The sequence below is a fragment of the Saccharothrix luteola genome (assembly GCF_020859565.1).
GTDB lineage: Bacteria > Actinomycetota > Actinomycetes > Mycobacteriales > Pseudonocardiaceae > Actinosynnema > Actinosynnema luteola.
This window is the reverse complement of the sequence record NZ_JAJHUO010000003.1, coordinates 430,553-451,788: the sequence shown is the minus strand read 5'-3', so window position 1 is coordinate 451,788 and position 21,236 is coordinate 430,553. Positions and strand designations below refer to the sequence as shown.

General features: G+C 72.7%; 20 protein-coding genes. 5 read left to right on the top strand and 15 right to left on the bottom strand.

From position 1 onward, the window contains the following. Positions 1-185: 185 nt before the first annotated feature. A complete protein-coding gene (locus LNK82_RS05485) occupies positions 186-1,220 on the bottom strand; it encodes a LysR family transcriptional regulator (protein WP_230565819.1) in 1,035 nt (344 codons plus the stop codon). 357 nt (positions 1,221-1,577) lie between these two features. Here LNK82_RS05485 and LNK82_RS05480 point away from each other — a divergent pair, with 357 nt between their 5' ends. Together LNK82_RS05480 and LNK82_RS05475 are read left to right on the top strand one after the other, a co-directional pair. After that, positions 1,578-2,378, top strand: coding sequence for an ABC transporter ATP-binding protein (locus LNK82_RS05480; RefSeq protein ID WP_230565818.1), 801 nt, complete (start codon positions 1,578-1,580; stop codon positions 2,376-2,378). Then, positions 2,378-4,816 carry an FtsX-like permease family protein gene (locus tag LNK82_RS05475; protein ID WP_230565817.1) on the top strand — a complete coding sequence of 813 codons (2,439 nt, stop codon included), beginning with the start codon at positions 2,378-2,380 and terminating at the stop codon, positions 4,814-4,816. Before LNK82_RS05480 ends, LNK82_RS05475 begins: the two co-directional genes overlap by 1 nt. Positions 4,817-4,820: 4 nt before the next feature. On the opposite strand, the gene LNK82_RS05470 is transcribed toward LNK82_RS05475, so the two are convergent. After that, positions 4,821-5,807, bottom strand: coding sequence for a Gfo/Idh/MocA family protein (locus LNK82_RS05470; protein ID WP_230565816.1), 987 nt, complete (start codon positions 5,805-5,807; stop codon positions 4,821-4,823). Between the two features lie 161 nt (positions 5,808-5,968). Between LNK82_RS05470 and LNK82_RS05465 the strand changes: the two genes are divergently transcribed. Further along, positions 5,969-8,713 carry a TIR domain-containing protein gene (locus LNK82_RS05465; protein WP_230565815.1) on the top strand — a complete coding sequence of 915 codons (2,745 nt, stop codon included), beginning with the start codon at positions 5,969-5,971 and terminating at the stop codon, positions 8,711-8,713. A gap of 11 nt (positions 8,714-8,724) precedes the next feature. On the opposite strand, the gene LNK82_RS05460 is transcribed toward LNK82_RS05465, so the two are convergent. From LNK82_RS05460 to LNK82_RS05405, 12 genes are all read right to left on the bottom strand, one after another. Further along, positions 8,725-9,423 carry a 2-hydroxychromene-2-carboxylate isomerase gene (locus LNK82_RS05460; protein ID WP_230565814.1) on the bottom strand — a complete coding sequence of 233 codons (699 nt, stop codon included), beginning with the start codon at positions 9,421-9,423 and terminating at the stop codon, positions 8,725-8,727. Between the two features lies 1 nt (position 9,424). Continuing rightward, positions 9,425-10,159: a 3-oxoacyl-ACP reductase FabG gene (gene fabG, locus LNK82_RS05455; RefSeq protein ID WP_230565813.1), complete on the bottom strand. Its 735-nt coding sequence runs from the start codon at positions 10,157-10,159 to the stop codon at positions 9,425-9,427. Continuing rightward, a complete protein-coding gene (locus LNK82_RS46595; RefSeq protein ID WP_308257162.1) occupies positions 10,156-10,608 on the bottom strand; it encodes a 3-hydroxyacyl-ACP dehydratase FabZ family protein in 453 nt (150 codons plus the stop codon). Before LNK82_RS46595 ends, fabG begins: the two co-directional genes overlap by 4 nt. Then, positions 10,605-10,892 carry an ApeI family dehydratase gene (locus tag LNK82_RS05445; RefSeq protein ID WP_230565812.1) on the bottom strand — a complete coding sequence of 96 codons (288 nt, stop codon included), beginning with the start codon at positions 10,890-10,892 and terminating at the stop codon, positions 10,605-10,607. The genes LNK82_RS46595 and LNK82_RS05445 overlap by 4 nt, the downstream gene beginning before the upstream one ends. Then, positions 10,889-11,923, bottom strand: coding sequence for a beta-ketoacyl synthase N-terminal-like domain-containing protein (locus LNK82_RS05440; RefSeq protein WP_230565811.1), 1,035 nt, complete (start codon positions 11,921-11,923; stop codon positions 10,889-10,891). Before LNK82_RS05440 ends, LNK82_RS05445 begins: the two co-directional genes overlap by 4 nt. Next, positions 11,920-12,882, bottom strand: coding sequence for a thioesterase family protein (locus LNK82_RS05435; RefSeq protein WP_230565810.1), 963 nt, complete (start codon positions 12,880-12,882; stop codon positions 11,920-11,922). The genes LNK82_RS05440 and LNK82_RS05435 overlap by 4 nt, the downstream gene beginning before the upstream one ends. Continuing rightward, positions 12,879-13,577, bottom strand: coding sequence for an alpha/beta fold hydrolase (locus LNK82_RS05430; RefSeq protein WP_230565809.1), 699 nt, complete (start codon positions 13,575-13,577; stop codon positions 12,879-12,881). Before LNK82_RS05430 ends, LNK82_RS05435 begins: the two co-directional genes overlap by 4 nt. Further along, on the bottom strand, positions 13,577-14,809 hold the full coding sequence (locus LNK82_RS05425; RefSeq protein WP_230565808.1) for a beta-ketoacyl-[acyl-carrier-protein] synthase family protein: 1,233 nt from the start codon (positions 14,807-14,809) through the stop codon (positions 13,577-13,579). Before LNK82_RS05425 ends, LNK82_RS05430 begins: the two co-directional genes overlap by 1 nt. A gap of 45 nt (positions 14,810-14,854) precedes the next feature. Further along, positions 14,855-15,118 (bottom strand): acyl carrier protein, encoded by a 264-nt coding sequence (locus LNK82_RS05420; protein ID WP_230565807.1) that lies wholly within the window; start codon positions 15,116-15,118, stop codon positions 14,855-14,857. Between the two features lie 92 nt (positions 15,119-15,210). After that, the gene (locus LNK82_RS05415) at positions 15,211-15,975 is read right to left on the bottom strand and encodes an AfsR/SARP family transcriptional regulator (protein WP_230565806.1); all 765 of its coding nucleotides are present in this window, start codon (positions 15,973-15,975) and stop codon (positions 15,211-15,213) included. Between the two features lie 8 nt (positions 15,976-15,983). Further along, complete coding sequence (locus LNK82_RS05410; protein WP_230565805.1) at positions 15,984-16,691, bottom strand: AfsR/SARP family transcriptional regulator; 708 nt, start codon at positions 16,689-16,691, stop codon at positions 15,984-15,986. 280 nt (positions 16,692-16,971) lie between these two features. Next, positions 16,972-17,379, bottom strand: coding sequence for a histone-like nucleoid-structuring protein Lsr2 (locus LNK82_RS05405; protein ID WP_230565804.1), 408 nt, complete (start codon positions 17,377-17,379; stop codon positions 16,972-16,974). A 509-nt stretch (positions 17,380-17,888) separates the two neighbouring features. Here LNK82_RS05405 and LNK82_RS05400 point away from each other — a divergent pair. Both LNK82_RS05400 and LNK82_RS05395 read left to right on the top strand, forming a co-directional pair. Beyond that, positions 17,889-19,577, top strand: a complete 1,689-nt coding sequence (locus LNK82_RS05400; RefSeq protein WP_230565803.1) for a DEAD/DEAH box helicase — start codon at positions 17,889-17,891, stop codon at positions 19,575-19,577. 97 nt (positions 19,578-19,674) lie between these two features. Beyond that, positions 19,675-20,772, top strand: coding sequence for an NAD(P)/FAD-dependent oxidoreductase (locus tag LNK82_RS05395; protein ID WP_230565802.1), 1,098 nt, complete (start codon positions 19,675-19,677; stop codon positions 20,770-20,772). Here LNK82_RS05395 and LNK82_RS05390 read toward each other — a convergent pair. Beyond that, positions 20,763-21,230, bottom strand: coding sequence for a MarR family winged helix-turn-helix transcriptional regulator (locus tag LNK82_RS05390; protein ID WP_230565801.1), 468 nt, complete (start codon positions 21,228-21,230; stop codon positions 20,763-20,765). The two genes, LNK82_RS05395 and LNK82_RS05390, sit on opposite strands and share 10 nt — an antisense overlap. Between the last annotated feature and the right edge of the window lie 6 nt (positions 21,231-21,236).

Sequence of the window (21,236 nt, the reverse complement as noted above, 5' to 3'; positions counted from 1 at the left end):
ACTGGAAGATCCTCGCCACCGGCTACCGCGCACGCCTGACCGAACTCCCAGCGATCATCCGCATCGTGACCAGCCTCGAGTACTACCGCCTCGGCTGGTGACCAACTTCTGAATAACGCTCTAGGACTCACGGGACCTGAACGTAGGACTCACGAGGTCTGGAGGTTCGACGCACGGGGTGGGGGTCAGGTGGCGGCGGTGCGGGAGGGTTCGGACGGTTGGTGATCGCCGGCCGAGTCGCGCGGCCACCAGCGGGTCGGGCGGGGCAGGAACGCGGCCAGTTCCGGGAAGTCGGTCGGCCGCTCGGTCATCCAGTTCCAGTAGCGCGGGATCGTGCGGGCGTAGTCGCAGTAGTACCGGCGCAACGCGTCGATCAGCTGCCGCAGCGTGTTCGGGTGGATCGAGCCCGGCCGCCACACGAGCAGCATCCTGCTGCGCAACGGCTCGGTCATCGCCACCAGGCTCACGTCCGAGGTGGACCCGGTCGGCGTGGCCAACGCCGCCGCCCCCGCGTCACGCACCCAGCTCATCGCCTCGGCGTGCCCGCCCGCGTAGTGCATGACCTCCGGCGTCGGGTGGTCGAGCCTGCGGAACAGGTGCTCCTCGACGACGTGGAACCAGTGCCCCGGCACGTGGTGCACCCAGCTCAACGACAGCATGTGCCTTCGGCTCACCGTAGTCCTGCGCGCGAGCGCGTGGTCGCGCGGCAGCGCCAGCCAGATCGGCTCGCGCACGATGATCTCCTTGGCCAGCGCGGGATCCAGCTCCCGCACCCCGTCCACCGCCTCCGGGCTGGGCACGAGCGCCGCGGTGAGCTCGCCCCGGCTGACCGCGTCCACGCCGAGGGCCGGGTCCAGCGTCACCGTCTGCACCTCCACCGAGGGCAGTGACGACTGCAGCGCCCGCCGCAGCGTCACCGGCGTCCATTCGGCGTTGCCGATGCGGAGAATTCCGGAGGACAGCGACGACGCCTCCGCGACCACCGCGTCGGCCCGGGTGGCGAGATCCGCCAGCATCGGGATTAATCGTTCCCCCAGCGGCGTGGGAGTAATCCCGAAGGCCGAACGCACGAACAGGTCGCCGCCAACCGCCTTCTCGATCCGTCTCAATTGGGCGGTGAGGCTCGGTTGGGGCAGGGACAGCTTCGCCGCGGCCTTCGAGATGCTGCCGGCCTCGGCAAGGGTGGTGACCACCCTGGCATGACGTATCTCCAGGTGCATGCATCCAACCCCTTCGTGTCGTTACTCGGGGTCCACCAACTCCGGCGGGTTCGGGGATTTCCCGAACCCACCTCGTTCGTGCCGGGCGGCCGTTCCAACCTACCCCACTGGTCATCACGAGAGGAGGAGTTCACCGGACAGCCAACTATTCGTTGACTCCTCAACAGAAATTATGGAAAGGGTGGCTACGATCCCGGCACGTGCCTGGTCAATAGTCGGTCACGCCTGCTCTCCGCACCGTTGCGGGGACGGGCAACGCCGACTGGCCCCACGGGCGGTGCGGGGGACAGCACCAGTGCCACCCGCGTGATCACGTCCGTATGGTCTGCGGCGCGTGCACACACCGATAGGTCCCACATGGGGAGCAAGAACGTGAATCAAACTCCGATTCAAGGCGTGGATGACGTCGTCCGACTGCATTCCGTCCGCAAGGTATACGGCAATGAGCGGAACGGCGTAGTGGCCCTTGACGGAGTCACGCTCGGCATCGCGCGGGGCACCTTCACCGCGGTGATGGGCCCTTCCGGCTCCGGCAAGAGCACCGCGCTGCACTGCGCCGCCGGCCTCGACCGACCGACCTCGGGCTCGGTGCTGCTCGACGGTCGGGAGATCACCGGCCTGGGCGAACGCGAGCTGACCCGGTTACGCCGCGAGCGCGTCGGCTTCGTCTTCCAGTCGTTCAACCTGCTGCCCGCGCTGACCGTGGTGGAGAACGTCGCCCTGCCGCTGCGCCTGGCGGGCCGCCGCCCGAAGCGCTCCCGAGTGGACGACGTCATCGCCCGCGTCGGGCTCGCCGACCGCCGCGCGCACCGCCCCGGCGAGTTGTCCGGCGGCCAGCAGCAGCGGGTGGCCCTCGCCCGCGCGCTCATCACCGATCCCGCGGTGATCTTCGGCGACGAGCCGACCGGCGCGCTCGACACCCGCACCGCGCTCGAAGTCCTCGCCCTGCTGCGCCAAGCGGTGCGCGACAGCGGCCAGACCGTGGTGATCGTGACGCACGACCCCGTGGCCGCCGCGCACGCCGACCGCGTCGTCTTCCTCGCCGACGGCCGGATCGCGGACGAGCTCACGTCGCCGACCGCGCACGCCGTCAGCGCGCGCATGACCCGGCTCGGCGCGTGGGCCGACGAGCCCGCCCTGGCCGACGGGGTGCGCTGATGCTGCGCCTGGCACTGCGCACCCTGCGCCACCGGATCGGCGGGTTCACCGCCTCGTTCATCTCGCTGTTCCTGGGCGCCGCGATCGTGATGGCGTGCGGCGGGCTGATGGAGACCGGCATCCGCAACGACGTCCCGGCGCAACGGCTCGCGGCGGCCCCGCTGGTCGTCACCGGCGATCCGTCGTACCTGGAGCGCTCCCCGGTCGACGCCGCGCTGGCCGCGAAGGCCGCGGCCGTGGACGGTGTCGCCGAGGTCGTGCCCGACGTGGCGTTCCCGGTGGTCCTGCCCGGCGGCGCGGAGGCGACCGGCCACACGTGGTCCGGCGCACGCCTCGCGCCGTACGCGCTCGACCAGGGCCGCGCCCCGCAAGGACCCGACGAGGTCGTGGTGGACGCGAACTCCGGCGTCGGCCTCGGCGGCACGGTCGCGTTGCGGATCGACTCGGCGGACGTGGACTACCGGGTGGTCGGCGTCGCCAGGGCGGCGGTCGAGGCCAAGGCCGTGTTCTTCACCGACGACGAGGCACGGCGCCGCTACGCGAAACCGGGCAAGGTCGAGCTGCTCGGCGTGCTGCTGAAGCCGGGCGCGACGGCAGAGGGCGTGCGCGAGGGCCTGACGGCCGCGGTCGCCGGCCGGGACGTGGCCGTGCTCGCGGGCGACGAACGCGGGCTCGCGGAGTTCTCCGACGCCAGGGGCGGCGGCGAGACGATCATCACGGTGTCCGCGGTGTTCGGCGGTCTGGCGATCATGGTCGCGATGTTCGTCGTGGCGGGCACGCTCGGCCTGTCCGTGCAGCAGCGGCACCGCGAGATGGCGCTGCTGCGGGCGATCGGGACCACGCCGGGCCAGCTGCGCAGGCTGGTGCTCGGCGAGACGGCGTTCGTGGCGGTGCTCGCGACCGCGCTGGGCTGGCCGGTGAGCGGCTACCTCGGCGAGTGGCTGCTGACGCAGCTGTCCGGCGCGGGCGTCGCGCCGCGGGCGATGGCGTTCCGCCAGGGCTGGGTGCCGGTGGCGGCCGGCGTCGGCATCTCGTTGCTCAGCGCCACGATCGCGGCGTTCGTCGCGGGACGCGCCGCCGCGGTGGCCCGGCCGACCGAGGCGTTGACGGCGGCCGGCCTGCAGACGCGCTGGTTCAGCGTGCCGCGGCTGGTGTTCGCGCTGCTGTGCCTGGGTGGCGGCACGGCGTTGAGCATCATCACCGCGGTGGTCATGTCCGGACCGGTGGCGGCGAGCACGGCCGGTCCCACGGCGATGCTGTGGGCGTCGGGCATCGCGCTGCTCTCCCCCGCCGCCGCGAAGGTGCTGATCGCGGTCCTGCACTGGCCCGTGCGGGCCTTGTCCGGCATGTCCGGGTACCTCGCGGTGCTCAACACCGGCGCACGGCGGGTGCGCGTGGCCGGCGCCATCACGCCGGTCATGCTCGCCACGGGCCTGGCCACCGCGTTGCTCTACCTCCAGACGACCCAGGCCGGCGCGGCGACGGAGGCGTTCGCGACGAGCCTGCGCGCGGACGCCGTGGTGACCAGCGCGACCGGCGGCGTGCGGCTGGACGTGGTGGACGAGGTGCGCGCGCTGCCGGGCGTCGAGGCGGCGTCGGCCGTGGTCGACACCGAGGCGTACTTCCCCGACCACGAGGACGGCGACGACGAGATCACCGTGCTGGGCGTGACGCCGAGCGGTGTCACGCGGACCATGGACGTGGACGTCACCGCCGGGTCGTTGGACGACCTGCGCGGCGACGCGGTCGCGCTGCCGACCGGCTGGGCGGAGGACCTGGAGGCCGCCGTCGGCGACCAGGTCCGGATGAAGCTCGGCGACGGCGCGGTGGTCGACTTGGAGGTCGCGGCCGTGCACACGGGCTCGTTCGACGCGGCGTTGCTGCCCGCGGAACTGGTCGTCGCGCACACGACCGGCGGCCGGGCGTCGCAGATCCTGGTCAAGGGGCCCGAGTCGGCGCTGGCGCCGTTGACCGAGCGCGACCCGGACCTGCGGGTCGCCGGCCGCGAGGAGGCGCTGGCCGCGGGCGGCGGCGGTGAGCAGACCGGCGCGTGGGTGAACTACCTGCTGGTCGGCATGATCCTGGCGTACACGGTGATCTCGCTGGTGAACACGCTGGTGATCGCGACCGGTGAGCGGCGGCGCGAGTTCGCGCTGCAACGGCTCATCGGCGCCACGCACGGGCAGATCCTGCGGATGGTCGGCATCGAGTCGGTGGTGATCGCGCTGGCCGGCATCATCCTGGGCGGGATCGTGTCCCTGGTGACGCTCGTCCCGTTCGCCATCGCGTTGAACGGCACGTTCTGGCCGGCGGGTCCGATCGCGATCTACCTGGTCGTGGTGGGCGGGGCGACGGGCCTGACGCTCCTGTCGACCCTGCTGTCCACGGCGTACGTGCTGCGGACCCCGCCGGTGGCGGCCGCGGCGGCGCTGGACTGACGGGTCACGGCCGGCGTCGGAGGTCCACTTCGGCGCCGGTCGCGGCCGACCGCACGAGCGCCTGGCCCACGCGGGCGGTGCGCGCGGAGTGCGCGGGCGACACCAGCGGCGTGACCTGCTCCCGGACCGCCTCGGCGAACGCGGCGGCCTGGTGCTCGTAGGCGTCGGACGCGGGCACGACCTCGTCGCGCACGCCGTCCAGCGTGACGACCGTGATCAGCCCTTCCTCGTCCGGACGGGTCCAGGCGTTGCGCACGGAGACCGAGCCGCGGGTGCCCTGGAACTCGTAGGTCGCGCGCGGGCCGTACTCGAGGCTGTAGTCCAGCACGGCCCAGCGGCCGTCGCCGAAGTCGAGCGTGGCCACCGCGCTCAGGTCGACCTCCCGCGAGTCGAACCGGGCCCGCACCGCGCGCGGCTCGGCGTCGAACGCCCACAGCGGCACGTCGAACGCGTAGCAGCCGACGTCCCACGTCGCGCCGCCGCCCAGCGCCGGGTCGAACCGGATGTTGCCCTCGACCGCGGTCGGGTACGCGAACGCCGACCGCACCACCCGCAGCTCGCCGATCTCGCCCGAGGCCAGCAGTTCGGCCGCACGCCGCTGCTGCGGGTGGAAGCGGTACATGTACGCCTCCATGACCACGAGGTCGGCGGCGGCGCGCTCGACGCGCACGCAGTCCTCTTCGGACAGCGCCATCGGCTTCTCCACCAGCACGTGCTTGCCCGCGTCGAGCGAGCGCAACGTCCACGGCACGTGCAGGGTGTTGGGCAGCGCGATGTACACGGCGTCGACGTCCGGGTCGGCCAGCAGCGCGTCGTACCCGTCGTGCACGCGCGCCCCGAACGGCCGCGCGACCTCCTGCGCCGCCGCCTGCCGCCCGGCCCGGCCGGCCACCGCCACCACGGCGTTGCCCGCCGCCCGGTGGATCGCGGGCAGCACCCGCCCGGCGATGTGGGCGGTGGCCCCGAGGACACCCCAGCGCAGCGGCTTCACACCGCCAGCTTAATCGCTTCACCAGGCCGGCCGGCGGCCGAGAGGCGGTCGGTCCGCCACGCCGGGCGAGCCCGTCCGATCCCGGCTGTATCCGCACGGTTGCGTAGCTCCTCCTGTTCAGTGGGCCGACCATCGGACGGGGACGACCGGCGGGGGTGGAAGTGACGGACCGGGCGGAGTACGACGCGTTCATCAGCTACAGCCACGCGCGTGACGGACGGTCGGCCCCCGCGCTGCGCACCGGGCTCCAACGCCTGGCGAAGCCGTGGTACCGGCCGCGCGCGATGCGGGTGTTCCTGGACAACGCGAGCCTGTCGGCCGACCCTGACCTGTGGGGGTCCATCGAGCGAGCGCTGGCGTCCTCGCGGTGGCTGGTGCTGATGGCCTCGGTGCAGGCCGCGCGGTCGGTGTGGGTGGCCCGAGAGGTCGAGTGGTGGCTGGCCAACCGGTCCGCCGACCGCATCCTGCTGGTGCTGACCGACGGCGAACCGGACCCCGACCACGAGTCCACGGCGCTGCCGCCCCCGCTGCGGACCGCGCCGGCCACCGAGCCGCGCTGGGTGGACCTGCGGTGGCTGCGCGACACCGGGCACGTCGACCAGGCCGATGCCCGCTTCCGCGACTGCGTCGCCGACATCGCCGCGACCGTGCGCGGGGTGCCGAAGGACGACCTGGTCGGCGAGGACATCCGGCGTCACCGCACGACCCTGCGTCTGGCGCGCGGGGCCGTGGTGGCGCTGGCGCTGCTCACCGTGCTGGCCGTGGTCGGCGCGGTGCTGGCGGTCGTGCAGCGGGACAACGCGCGCGCCGAGGCGCGGATCGCGACCGCGCGAGGCCTGGCGTCCGCTGCCCTGGCGAACGTCGACACCCGGCTCGACCTGGCGCACCTGCTCGCGGTGCAGGCCTACCGGACCGATCCGCAGCCGGTCACCAGGTCGGTGCTGTTCCAGGTGCTGACCGCGAGCCCGCACCTGGAGCGCTACCTGCACGTGGGCTCACGGGTCACCTCGGTCGCGGCGTCGCGTGACGGCCGCGTCGCCGTGGCGGGCACCGAAGCCGGTCGCGTCGTGCGGTGGGACCTCGTCGACGGCGCCAAGACCGAGATCGGGCTCGACCGCCCGGTGGTCGACCTCTCGGTCGACGCCGACGGCGACGCGGTGGCCGTGCTCGCCGAGGGTCGCGCGGTGCGCTGGGACGGCCGCGACGCCGTCGCCGAGGTCGGGGTGCCGGCGGACCACAACCGCGGCAGCGCGGCGATCTCCCCGTCCGGCGAGGTCGTCGCCTTCCTCTCCCACCGCCTCGACCCGGGTGGCACCCGCGACGACGAGGCCCGGCTGGTCGTGCGCGACCTGCGCACCGGGCGGTCCGCCGAGTCCTCGGCGTCGAACTGGCCGGAGAAGGTGGCGCTGCGGTCCGAGGACGAGCTCGCGGTGCTCGCCTCGACCGAGTGGCAGCTCCGCTCGGTGGACGACCTGGCCGTGCGCCGGTCCGTCCCGGTGTCCGTGCTGCCCGCCGACGGCGGGCACGCCGTGGGGTACTCCCCCGACGGCGGCCACTTCGCCTGGTCGCGGGACGGCGAGACCTGGCTGTGGCGCACCGAGGGGGTCGCGGCGGCGGACTACGGCACGGCGGACGTCCGGTTGCCGATCGGCGAGCCCGACCCCGAGTCGCTCGCCGTCAGCCCGGACGGCGACCGGCTCGCGGTCGGCCACACCGGTGTGCTGCAGGTGCTGGTCACCTCCGGCCCGGACCAGGGCAGGCGGTGGCGGCTGCCGGGCAACAACAGCCGGGCCGACGCGCTCGCGTTCGTGGGCGACTCCGAGCACCTGGTGTCCGGCACCGACGACGCCCTCGTCCTGTGGGACCTGACCCGCAACACCCGCGTCGGCGAGCCGCTGCACGGCGACGTCCCCACCACGTGCCGCGCCTGCCGCGCGCCGTGGCTGGTGACGACGCCGGACCGGATCGCCCTGGTCGCGCAGCGGCACGTCCTGGTGGGGCCCGACGACGGCGCCTTCGACGGGTTCGAGGACGTGAGGGCGGACGACTACCACGCGGTGCCGGTGTGGAGCGCCGACGGCGCCCGCCTGCTGGTGCTGTCGACACCGAGCGGGACGGTGGACGTCTACGACCGCGACGGCGCCGAGCTGCTCGACCAGTGGCCCGCCGTCCCCGGTCTGGAGGACCTCATGGCCGCCCGAGCCTCGGCCGACGGCGCCCGGCTGGTGCTGGTCGACCAGGACGGTCGGGTGCACGTGCTCGACAGCTCCACCGGAGAGGTGCTGGACGTGATCGACACCGGCGTCGACACCTCCCTGCTCAACCGACCCGTGCAGGCCGACCGCGCCTCGGTCAGCGCCGACGGCGGTCAGGTGGCGGTGTCCGGGGCGGCCGGTGTGGTGCTGGTCGACGTCGCCGCGGGCACGACGCGGGAGCTGCCGGGCGGTCCCGCCGACTCGGTCCACCACACCGAGGCGCACCTGCTGGTGGAACGGGCGACCGCGGTCGAGGTGTGGGACCGCGACGGCGCGACGCTGATGCGCTCGGTCCCGTCCACCGGGCGGTGGGCCCCCGGCCTGGCCGCCACCCAGGACGGCCGCGTGGCCGCTCGCGTCCGCGCAGACCACGTGCTGGTGCTCACCGACCTGCGTTCGGGCGAGCCCTTGGGCACCATCCAGCTCGCCCACCCGTCCCAAGGGGTGTCGCGGTTGACGGCCGTGGCGCCGGGCACCAACCCCGGTCACCTTCTCACCGCCGAGCCCGGCGGCGAGCTGACCCGCTGGCACCTCACCGAACAGGAGTGGGTGCGCGCCGCGTGCGCCTCGGCCGGGCGCGACCTGAGCGCCGACGAGTGGCGGCGCTACGTGGGCACCCAGCCGCCGGACGCGCTCACCTGCCTGCGCTGAACGCGCTGCGATCAGCCGCAGCCGCCCGCGTGCCCCTCGTCGGACGAGCGGCCCAGGCCGACCGCGCTGGAGGTCGCGGGCAGGGCCGCCGCGGGCGCGAGCTTCGACCGCACGTGCGCCACGAAGTCCGGCAACCGGTCGACGCCCCAGAACCGGGTGAACCGGTGCACGAAGAACGGCACGCCGAACGCGCCGTCCTTGCAGATCTCCATCAGCAGCTCGACGCCGTGCGCCCGCAGCTCCGGGTCCTCGCTCGCGCCCGACACCTCGGCGGGGTCCAACCCCAGCTCCACCGCGATCGAGGCGACCGTCTCCGGCGAGCAGATGTCACGCCCCTGCTCCCACCGCGCCCGGTACGCCGCCGCGATGTACTGCGGCCCCAACCCTTCGCGCAACGCCACCAGGTACCCCAGGTGCGGGATCTCCCACACCGGCTCGCGGTCCACCGGCCACTTCAGCGCGAGCCCGCGCGCCGCCGCCAGCCTGGCCACGTCCTGAAGGATGTAGAAGTGCTTGGCGCGGGACATCGCCGCGTACGGGAAGTGCTCGCCGCGGTCGGCCAACGCGCGCTCGTTGCGCTCGTCGGGTTCCCAGAACGGCCGCCACTCGATCGCGTCCGCCACGTCCCGGTACTCGCGCAGCAGGTCGTGGTAGGCCAGCCAGGAGTACGGGCTGCGCAACGAGAAGTAGAACCGGGGTTCGCGCGCCACGTCAGATCACCAGCCCGCCGTCGACGCCGAACACCTGGCCCGTGACGTAGGACGCCTGGTCCGACACCAGGAACGACACCAGGTCGGCCACCTCCTCCGGCCGGCCGAACCGCCCCAGCGGGATCCGCGCCGCCATCGTCGCCGCGAAGTCCTCGCCCAGCCCGGCCACCATGTCGGTCTCGATGAACCCCGGCGCCACCGCGTTGACCCGGATGCCGTACCTGCCGACCTCCTTGGCCAACGCCTTGCTGAACCCGATGATCCCCGCCTTGGACGCCGAGTAGTTCGTCTGCGTCGCGTTGCCGTGCACGCCGGCCACGGACGACAGCGTGACCACCGAGCCCGCCTTGCGCTTCATCATCGCGAACACCGCGGCCTTGGCCAGGTGGAACGTGCCGTCGAGGTTGACCCGCAGCACCCGCTGCCAGTCCTCCTCCTTCAGCAGCGCCAACGGGTTGTCGCGCACGATCCCCGCGCACGACACCACCGCGTGCAACGGTCCCAGCGCACGCTCGGCGTCCTTGACGAACCGGTCGACCTCGCGCTTCTCGGCCACGTCCACCGGCGCGGTGAACACGGCCGCGCCCGCGGCGACGGCCTCCTTCTCCACCACCTCGGCTGCGTCGCGGTTCGACTGGTAGCAGAACGCCACGTCGAACCCGTCCCGCGCGAGCCGGGCCACCACCTGGTGCCCGATGCCCCGCGACCCGCCGGTCACCAGCGCCACGCGCCTCATGCCAGTTCCTCCGCCCTGCGCCGTGCCATCGTGAACGAGCCGATCTCGAGCACCTTGCGCCCCGCGACCAGGCTGTGGCCCGCGAGGATCGCCGCGTCGGCCACCTCCCGGACCAGCCGGACGTGGTGCTCCACCACGTCGCCGGGCTCGACGTCTCCGTGCACGACGACGTCGCGGATGCCGCTGATCAGCTCGACCTTCCCCGCCCGCACGTCCGGGTTCGGGTCGTCCCACCGCGTCAGCAGCACCGCGGACTGCGCCCACGACTCCATCAGCAGCCCCAACGGGTACGCGTCCTCGACGTCGGGGTCGGCATAACAGGGCTCACGCCCGCTGACCGCCTTCAGCGTCACGATGCCGCGGCCGGGGTCCACTTCGGACACCCGGTCCACCAGCAGCACGGGGAACCGGTGCGGGATGATCGCCCGGATGCCCGCCAGGCCCGTCACGACGCCACCAGCTTCAGCTTGAACTCCGCCACCGTGCCCGCGCCGGTGGACACCTTCGCCGCGCACCGCACGTGGTCCTCCTCCGCGGTCAGCTCGGTCTCGACGGTCAGCGTGTCGCCGGGGAGCACCGGCCGCACGAACTTCGCCCGGTCCAGCGCGACCACCCGGTGGCCGGGCAGCGCGGCCCGCACGTGGTCGAGCACGAACAGCCCCGGCAGGATCGGGAAGCCCGGGTAGTGCCCGGCGAACAAGGGGTCCGCCGGGTCCACGTGCACGGAGCTCACGGCAGGTCCAGCACGACGCAGCCGACCGTGCCGTCCCGTTCGACGCCGGTCACCAGCGCGGGGCCCGACCGGCCGGCCGCGACCGCCGCCGCGAGTTGGAAGCTCGCCACCGCCGCCGAGGTGTCGCCCACCAGCGGCACGCACCGCAGCCACTCGGGCGTGCGGCCCAACGCCTGCACCACGGCGGACTCCTCGGCGCCGTCGGTGGAGACGAACAGCACGTCCGCCGGGTCCACCGCGGCCTCCGCCAACGCCGTGCGCACGCACTCGCGCAACGCCTCCGTCGCGCCGCCGGGCTCGAAGAACCCGCGGAACCGGGTCGTCACGACGCGGGCGAGCACCGGCCGTCCGGCCGTGGTCGACTCGCGTTCCAGCAGGAACACCGCGCCGCCCTCGCCGAGCGGACCGGCCGTGCCCTCGCTGCCACGCCACTCCAGCCACGCCCGCTGCTCGGAGTACTCCTCGGCCGCGCCGACGAGCACCCGGTCCGCGTGCCCGCCGCGCAGCAGCCGTGCCGCGTAGCTCAACGCCAGCAGCCCGGTCAGCGCGCCGCCCGCGATGGTCGTGTTGGGGCCCTTGATCTTGTGCCAGATGGCGCTCTGCCCGGCCGCGCGGTTCATCACCGTGTTGGGGAACAACGCCGGGTCGACGTGGTAGGGCTTGTCGCCGGTGAGGCCGTCCCGCGTGAAGTCCATGATGGACTGGACGCTGCCGGACCCGGTGCCCAGCACGACACCCACGCGTTCGGGCTGGTCCAGCAACGCCGGGCCGCACTCCTGCAGCAGCCGGCCGACCGTGCTGACGGCCAGCGCCGTGACCCGGTCCATGGTGCGGGTGCCCTTCTTGCCCAACGCGCCGGCCGCGCTGAAGTCCGGCACCAGCGCCGCCTGCTCGAATGGGCCGCCGGGCGCGGGGGCGAGCGCCGGGACGCCCGCCCGCACACCGCCCGCGAACGCCTCCGAGCCCATCCCGAACGGCGACACGGCCGACCACGCCGAGATGACCAGGCCGTCCACCAGGGAGGCCGTCATGACGCACCGCGCCCGCTGAGCGACCCGGCCTTGCCGGTGATGGCGCCGACGAGGCGGTCGTCGAAGTCGACCAGGCTCCAGTCCTTGCGGTTCTCGATCACGGCCCAGCCGTGCGTGATGCGGCCGGTCGCGGTCGGCACCAGCACGCCGTCGCGCAGCACGTAGCAGTCCATCCGGGCGGTGAAGGTGAACTTCTTGAAGACCTCCTCCACGGTGAACACCGTGTACAGGGTCTCCTCCATGTTCGCCTCGCCGAGGAACGTGATCCGCGAGTGCGGCACGACCGGGATCCAGTTCTGCTCGTCCAGCAGCGTCTTGATCGACGCGCCGCGGTCCTCCACGAACAGGTCCAGCACCTCCTCCATCTGGCGGAGGTAGCCCGACATCTGCACGCGCTCGGTGAAGTGGCAGTAGAAGTAGGGGATCCGCCACGCCCAGGCGAACGCGTTCCGGCCCGCCGTGAGCAGGTCCAGCGGGTCCGCGTCACCGACCTCGACCGGCCGCACCGCGCCGACCTTGTCCAGCACGGCCGCCCCGGGCGCGCCGATCCGCTCGACCACGTGCGGCCGCAGCTGCGCGGGCACGGGCTCGGCGTCGAAGCCGTGCGGGTCGAGCCGGAACGACACCGAAACCTTCGACTTGACCGCCTTCACCGTCTTGCCGTCCCGCTCCACGGTCAGCTCGACCACGAGCCGCAACGGCCCGTCGCCGTCGACCCGCTTCACCGCGGCCTGCGCGAGGTCGTCGATGTGGAAAGCGGTGAGGATCTTGGTGTCGAGGTCGGTGATGTCGGTGCACAGCCCGAACCGCTCGTACAGCGCGCCGGCCGGGAACCCGCTCTGCCGCAGGTGGTCCAGCACCGCTTCCTCGACCATGTAGTTGACGTGCTTGAACCCGATCCAGGTGCAGATGTTCGAGCCCTCGTAGCGGGGTCGCAGCGAGACGGTCGTGGTGGTCACGTCAGCTCCAGGTGTTCGTCGACGAAGTCGCGGACCAGGGCCGCGAGGCGGTCGGGCTGTTCGATCATCGGGAAGTGGCCGCACCCCTCCAGCAGCTCGAACCGGCCGCGGGGCAGGGACTTGGCCAGGGCGCGGCCGTCGTCGGGGCGCGCGGCGATGTCGTCGACGCCGCTCACCACGAGCACCGGCGCGTCGACCCGCGACAGGTCCAGGAACGGGGTGCGCAGGTAGGTCTGGAACCACCGCGTCCAGCCGTACGGGCCGACCTGGTCGCGCAACGCCCTGGCCAGCCACTCGCGCTTGGCCTCGGGGAAGCGGGCGGTCTCGCCGACGCGCAGCGCCTCGGTGAACGTGCGGTGGAAGTCGTTGAGGTAGTAGGAGATCGTGGGCCAGTCGAAGTCGGTCGGCTCGGGCCGGTAGAACGGGCACACCAGCACCGCGGGTCGCGGCGGCACGCGGCCGTCGGCGAAGCACTCCAGCAGCAGGTTCGCGCCGAACGAGTGCGCCACCACGACGTCGTGCGCGGCCGACACCGCGTCGAGGACGATCCGGCCGGGGTCGGGCTCGTGGCTCCACGCCGGGTCGGCCATCCCGTGCCACGGCAGTTCCGGCTTGACGGCGGTGAACGGCAGGTCGAGCGCGTCCCACACCGCCGCCTTGCCCGCCAGACCGTGCAGGAACAGGACTTCCGCCATCACACCGCGTCCCGGTACCGGCCCAGGATCAGCACCGAGTTGTTGCCCGCGAACGCCAGCGCGTTGTTCTGCACCACGTCCAGCGTGGCCGGCCGCGCCTGGTTGGGCACGCAGTCCAACCCCACCTCGGGGTCGGTCTCGCAGTGGTTGATGGTGGGCGGGATGAAGCCCTCGGTGATCGCCAGCGCGCACGCCGCCGACGCCAGCGCCGACGCCGCACCCATCGAGTGGCCGAGCATCGACTTGATCGACACGGTCGGCGGTGGCGCGTCGAACACCTGCCGGATCGCGCCGGACTCGGTGACGTCGTTGGCCTTGGTGCCGGTGCCGTGCGCGGAGATGAAGTCGACGTCCTCGGGCTTGACGCCCGCGTTGCGGTGCGCGAGCTCGATGCACCGGGCCAGGCTGTCCCGGTCCGGCGCCACGGGGTGGTTGGCGTCGCAGTTGAGGCCGTAGCCGAGCACCTCGGCGTAGATCCGGGCGCCGCGGGCCAGCGCGGACTCCAGCGACTCCAGCACGAGGATGCCGCCGCCCTCGCCGGTGAGGATGCCCTTGCGGTCCTTGTCGAACGGCGCGCACACCTCCGGCGCGATCGTGCCCAGCCGGTAGAAGCCGGTGAACGTCTTGCGGCACACCGCGTCCGCGCCGCCGACCAGCGCGACGTCCACCTCGCCCTCGCGGATGGCGTCGAAGCCGTTGCCGATGGCGTAGTTGCCCGCGGCGCACGCGGTGGGGATGGTCACCGCCTCGACGTCGGTCAGCGCCAGCTCGCGCACGATGCTGGACGACAGGCGACCGGCCGTGGAGCGCCGCGCGATCACCGGGTTCCACGACTCGGGGCCGTGCGCCAACTGCTGCGCCACGAGGTTGTCCAGGTCGCGCGACTCGGCGTCGGTCGTGCCGACGGACACCAGGGCCCGCTTGCCGCGCAGCTCCTCGACCGTGAGGCCCGCGTCGCCCACGGCCATCCGCGCCGCGGCGGCGGAGAACTGCCCGGCGCGGCCGAGCTCGTCGGGGTCCACCCGCTCCAGCCACTCGGCCGGGTCGAAGTCGGTGACCTCGGCGCCGTTGGCGTGGCTGAAACCGGTGGTGTCGAACGAGGTGATCGGCGTGATCCCGCTGCGGCCCTCGCGCAGGCCGGCCAGGAACTCGGTGACGCCGATGCCGATGCTGGTGACCACGCCGAGACCCGTGATCACCACCCGGCGCGGCTGCCGCCCTCCGTCGTGCATCGTGCCCTCCAAGTCCGGTGCCGGACCGCTCGACGGGTGAGGTGGCTACTCGGCGGCTCGCGCGTCGGCGACGACCGCGATGACGCCGTCGAGGTTGACCATCCGGGTCAGCTCGGCCTGGTCGATCTCCACGCCGAACGTGCGCTCCAACGCGGACAGGATCTCGATGGCGCCGAGCGAGTCGGCGTCGTGGTCCTCCTTGAAGAGGCTCGTGTCGGTCATGTCCTCGGCGTCGATCTCGAGGATCTCCGACACGATCTCCTTGATCTTCGCCTTGTCGTCCGCGTCGATCCGCACCGAACTGGTCACTGGGCACCTCCGGGAACACGGGTTTCTGCCTACCGGTTCCCACCATGCTTTTCGGGGCTATATCCGGCCTATGCGGCGGGCTATACGGCTCCCTACACCGCCACCCGGCGCGGCGAGGCCAGCACGGGGTCCGCGGTGAGGATCGCCAGGTGCACCTCGCGCAGCAGCGAGCCGGGGTCGATGCCCAGCTCGTCGGCGAGCATGCGGCGGCCCTCCTCGTACAGCACGAGCGCGTCGGCCTGCCGGTCGCAGCGGTAGAACGTGGTCATGAGCTGGGCGCGGAACCGCTCCTGCAACGGGTGCTGGTGCACGAGCTTGGTCAGCTCGGGCAGCAGCTGGGCGTGCCGGCCCAGCGCGAGGTCGGCCTCGATGCGGCTGGCCAGCGCGGCGATCCGCGCCTCCTCCAGCCTCGGCGCCTCGGCGTCCGCCAGGTGCTCCGAGACCCCCGTCAACGCGGGACCGCGCCACAGCCGCAACGCCGCGCGCAGCAGCCGGGCCGCTTCCTCGTAGTGGCCCGCGGCGAGCGCGGACTGGCCCCGCGCCGCCTGCTCCTCGAAGTCACGCAGGTCGAAAGCGCACTCGGTGAGCCGCACTTCGTAACCGCGGGAACGGCGGGTGATGCCGACCTCCCGCCGCAGCGTCTTGCGCAAGCGCGAGACGTAGGTGTAGATCTGCGCGTTGAACGTGGCGGGCGGGTGGTCGCCCCACAAGAAGTCGCTCATCTGGGTGTCGGAGACAGCGCCGTTGTCGGCGAGCAGCAACGCCGTGAGGACGGTGCGCGGTTTCGACCCGTCCAGCGGCACCTCCTGCCCGTCGTGGTGCACCTCGACCGGCCCCAAGACCCGGAACTCCAGCACTTCGCCTCCTACAGCAGTACCTGGTCGTGGACGAGGATCGCCTGGTAGAGCCGTCGCATCGCGCGGCCGGGCTCCAACCCGAGCTCGCTCGCCAAGCGCCTGCGCGTGTGGTGGAAGACGTCCAGCGCCTCCGTCTGCCTGCCGTTGCGGTACAGCGCGACCATCAGCTGCTCGCTGAACCGCTCCCGCTCCGGGTACTCGGCGGCGAGCTGCTTGAGCTCGGACACGACGCCGCGGTCCTCGCCGTTGGCGAGCTTGGCGGCGATGAGGTCCTCGCGGGCGCTGAGCCTGCGCTCGTCGAGCCGGGCGGCCTCGATGCGGAACCGCAGGCCGTCGCTCACGTCGAACAGCGCCGGTCCGTGCCACAGCCGCAACGCGCGTTCCAGCAGGTCTATCGCCTCGTCGGGCCGTTGGGGCACGAGGGCCGAACCGCGGTCGGCCAGGTCGCGGAACAGGTGCGCGTCGACCGACGCGCCCGGCAGGTCGAGCACGTAGCCGCTGCTCACCGTGCGGACCAGGCAGTCGCCCGGCACGTCGGCGAACTGCTCCAGCAGTTTGCGCAGCCGCACCACATTCGCTTGGAGCGCGTTGCGGGCGTTTCCCATCTGTTTACCGGCCCACAATTCCTCGACCAGCTGGTCGAACGGAACGGGGGCGCCCGGTGAAAGCGCCAGCAACGCGAGCAGGGTGCGCACCTGACGAGCGGCCACACCCATCCGACGATCCTCACGTGCGAGGGCGACAGCACCGAGAATCTGCACCCGCATGGTCACGACCCCCAGTCTCTAGACGGCGCAGAGCGCGCGGTAGCCGGCCACTCAACCTCGAAAATCGGCCGACTAAAGCGTTTGACATGTTGCCGAGCCCGTCACGATGGGGGAAATATCATTTGAACCGCTCCGACCGTGCCGTGGCGGTATGCCGCCGATCGGTCCAGCGCCGGACTCCGGCTGCTGCCGCCGGACCTGTCGAACTTGGGCCCGACGGCGGTCACGGTCACCGCCCGTCACGACCGTCTAGCCGCTTCGGGTGATCGGCGACCCGGCGCGTCCCGTCCGCGCGCCGTCGGCCGGGGTGCGCCCGTTCGTAGGCCTCCAGCACGATCTCCGAGAGCCTGCCCCGGTCGGAGATCCGGTAGCCGTGCTCGCGCGCCCACTGCCGCACGACCTGCGCCAGGTGGGCATCGACGCTGCGTACCGGTGCCGGCGCGGTGCCGGGCACCCGCCGCGCGGCTCGCACGAACCGGTCGAGGACGGCACGCAGCCTGGCCGCGTTCGCGGCGCCCAGGCGGATCTCGAACCACACGCCGTCGAGGCCGAACGAGACCGGCCGGACGTCGTGCCCGGTGTGCCCGTCCAAGTCGTCCACCGCCACGCGCACCACTTCCCATAGGTCGGAACTCACGCTCGGTATCGATCTCGCGGCACGCTACCGGTGAGTTGACCATGAAGGGGAAGCCGGTCGCCGAGTATAGGAGAGGTATAGCGGGCGGCCTCAGTGTTGCCTCCGGGTGAATCCCCGGTTCCGACCGCGACGATCGGCCGCACTGGCGTTACCCCGAGCGGTGGCCGCACGTGACCCGAACCCGCTTCCCGAAAAACCTTTCACGTCCACGAGCGACGCGATCCCGGCATTCCCGACGCTTCGGCCGACCCTCGACAACCGGTCGTCAACCGTCAATTGCGGGAAATCTTCGGAGTCGACCGCCGATACGGGCGTGTGGTGCGTTCGACCCTTGACGGCGTGACTTCGGCGCCGACTCCACCGCCATCGGGCCACGGGCCGGGCACGCGCCCGGGAACCGACCCGGACGGGCGTGACGCGATTCGCGGTGACTGCGGAATCCCGGACCGACGGCGGCGCGCGACCCCCCTCACCGAGCGGTTCAGGGGCGATCAGCGAGACTTGAGGGCATGAACGACGAGCCCGACGACCGGACCAGCTTCGCCGACCTCGGGTTGCGCCCCGAACTGCTCCGGGCGCTGTCCGGCCTCGGCTACGAGGAGCCCACCCCCATCCAACGCGAGGCCATCCCGCCGCTGACCGCCGGGCGCGACCTGCTCGGGCAGGCCGCCACCGGCACCGGCAAGACGGCCGCGTTCGCGCTGCCCGTGCTGGAGCGCATGGCGGGCGGCGAGCGCGACCGACGGGCGCCGTTCGCGCTCGTGCTGGTGCCGACGCGGGAACTGGCGGTGCAGGTCTCCGAAGCGGTGCACCGGTACGGCCGGGAGCTGGGCGCGCGGGTGCTGCCCATCTACGGCGGCCAGCCCATCGGGCGGCAGCTGCGGGTGCTGGAGCAGGGCGTCGACGTCGTCGTGGCCACGCCGGGCCGCGCGGTCGACCACCTCAACCGGGGCACGCTGAAGCTGGAGCACCTGGAAGTCGTCGTGCTCGACGAGGCCGACGAGATGCTCGACATGGGCTTCGCCGAGGACCTGGACACGATCCTGGCCGAGACGCCGTCGGAACGGCAGACCGTGCTGTTCTCCGCGACCATGCCCGGCCGCATCGACCGCCTGGCCCGCACGCACCTGTCCGACCCGGTGCGCATCACCATCGGCCGCGAGCAGGCGGAGCCCGGCGAGGCGCCGAAGGTGCGGCAGAGCGCCTACGTCGTGCCGCGCGCGCACAAGCCGGCGGCGCTGGGCCGGGTGCTGGACGTCGAGGCGCCGACCGCGGCGATCGTGTTCTGCCGCACGCGCGACGAGGTCGACCAGCTCACCGAGACGCTCAACGGGCGCGGCTACCGGGCGGAGTCGCTGCACGGCGGCATCAGCCAGGAGCAGCGCGACCGCGTGATGGCGCGGCTGCGCAACGGCACGGCCGACCTGCTGGTGGCCACCGACGTGGCGGCGCGCGGGCTGGACATCGAGCAGCTGACGCACGTCGTGAACTACAACGTGCCGTCCGCGCCGGAGTCCTACGTGCACCGCATCGGCCGGATCGGGCGGGCGGGCCGCGAGGGCGTGGCGATCACCCTGGCCGAGCCGCGCGAGCACGGCATGCTCAAGACCATCGAGCGCGTGACCAAGCAGCGCATCCACATGGAGAAGGTCCCGACGATCGCGGACCTGCGGGCGCGCAGGCTGGAGCTGACCCGAGCCGCGCTGCACGAGAGCCTGCTGGAGGACGACCTGGAGAGCTTCCGGGTCGTGGTGGAGACGCTGACCGACCAGTTCGACGTCATGGAGGTGGCGCTGGCGGCGGTCAAGCTCGCGCACGAGGCCACCGGCGCGGCGGCGGACGAGGAGGAGATCCCGGAGTACGTGCCGAGGTCCGGGCCGTCCGGTGACCGCCGCGGGCGCGAGGGCGGCGGCGAACGCCGTGAGCCGCGCCGGCCGCGCCGCCCGTCCGCGGGCATGACCAGGCTGTTCGTCGGCGCGGGCCGCAGTTCCGGCATCCGGCCGCAGGACCTGGTGGGCGCGATCGCGGGTGAGGCGCGCCTCAACGGCCGCGACATCGGCGCGATCGAGATCGCCGACCGGTTCTCGCTGGTGGAGGTGCCGGACTCGGCCGCGCAGCAGGTCATCGCCTCGTTGCGGGGCGCGACCATCAAGGGCCGCAAGGTCACCGTGCGGCGGGAGCGCGACGACCCGCGCTGACCCACCGCCCGGCACGAACCGGCAGTGATTTGTCAGTTCGTCCTACGAACTAGTATGGTTCGTAGGACGAACTACTGATCGCTGGGGGTGTGCTGAGATGAGTCGTGTTGTCGTGGTCGTCGGCGGCGGGTACGGGGGCGCCGCGGTCGCCAAGGCGTTGGACGAGGACGCCGACGTGGTCCTGGTGGAGCCGAAGGACGCGTTCGTCCACGCCGCCGGTTCGCTGCGGGCGCTGGTGGAGCCCGACTGGGCGCACAACATCTTCTTCCCGTACGACCGCCTGCTCACGCGGGGCCGGGTCGTCCGCGACCGGGCCGCGTCGGTCGACCCGCGCGGCGTCACGCCGGCGTCCGGCGAGCGGATCGCCGCCGACTACGTCGTGCTGGCCACCGGGTCCGGCTACCCGTACCCGGCGAAGACGGACACCGAGTCGTCCACCGAGGCGTTGGACCGGCTGCGGGCCACCCACAAGGAGCTCGCCGACGCGCCGCGCGTGCTGATCGTCGGCGCGGGCCCGGTCGGCCTGGAGCTGTCCGGCGAGATCAAGGCCGTGTGGCCGGACAAGCAAGTGACCGTCGTCGACCCGGCCGAGCGGCTGGTGCCCGGGTTCGAGCCCGAGCTGCGCGAGGAGCTGCACCGGCAGCTCGACGCGATCGGCGTGGAGCTGCGGCTGGGCACGGCGCTGACCGCGGCGCCGCCGACGGAACCGGCGCGGGCCGGGACGTTCACCGTCGGCACGACCGACGGCGAGATCACCGCCGACATCTGGTTCCGCTGCCACGGCGTGCGGGTCAACGGCGGTTTCCTGGACGACGCGCTGGCCGCCGCGCTCACGCCGCAGGGCCGGGTCAGGGTGACCGAGAGCCTGAACGTCGAGGGCCACGAGCGGGTCTACGCGGTGGGCGACATCACCGACCTGGCCGAGGCGAAGATGGCCGGGTACGCGATGCAGCACGCCGAGGTGGTGGCCGCGAACGTCATCGCGCAGGTGCGGGGCGAGCGGCCCGCGGCCACCTACCGCCCGTCCCCCGTGCCGTCGATCCTGCTGCCGCTGGGCCCGAAGGGCGGTGTCGGCCAGTTCCCGACCCCGGACGGCACGACGCTCCTGTCGCCGGAGGCGGTCGCCCGGTACAAGGGGGCCGACCTGTTCACCGGGAGGTTCGTGGAGCTGTTCGGTGTGGACCGTCAGCCCTGATCGGAGTTCAACACCATGAAGACCGGCGGCACCTCGTTGTCCCGCACCAGGCGGGAGAGCAGGTCCGCGAGGATCTCGCGCTCGGCGTCGGCCAGGCCCGAGGGCAGCCGCTCGATCCGGCGGCACGTCTCGGCGTAGAACTCGTCGGCGAGCCGGCTGCCCTCGGGCGTCAGCTCGACCCGGACCGCGCGGTTGTCCCGCGCGTCGGTCTCGCGGCGGACCAGGCCGCGCCGCGCGGTCCGGTCGACCAGACCGCTCAGGCTCGACTTCGCGAGGCCCAGCACCTCACCCAGCTCACCCATGCCGTAGGACCGGGGCATCAGCACGCAGAGCAGCTGTCCCTGCTGCTGGGTCAGGCCGTACTCCCGGGCCGAGTCGGCGTACACGGCGTCCACCAGGAACGTGGCGCGCACCAGCGCGGTGACGATGCCCATCTGCTCACCATCGGCCTTGGTCATGGGGCC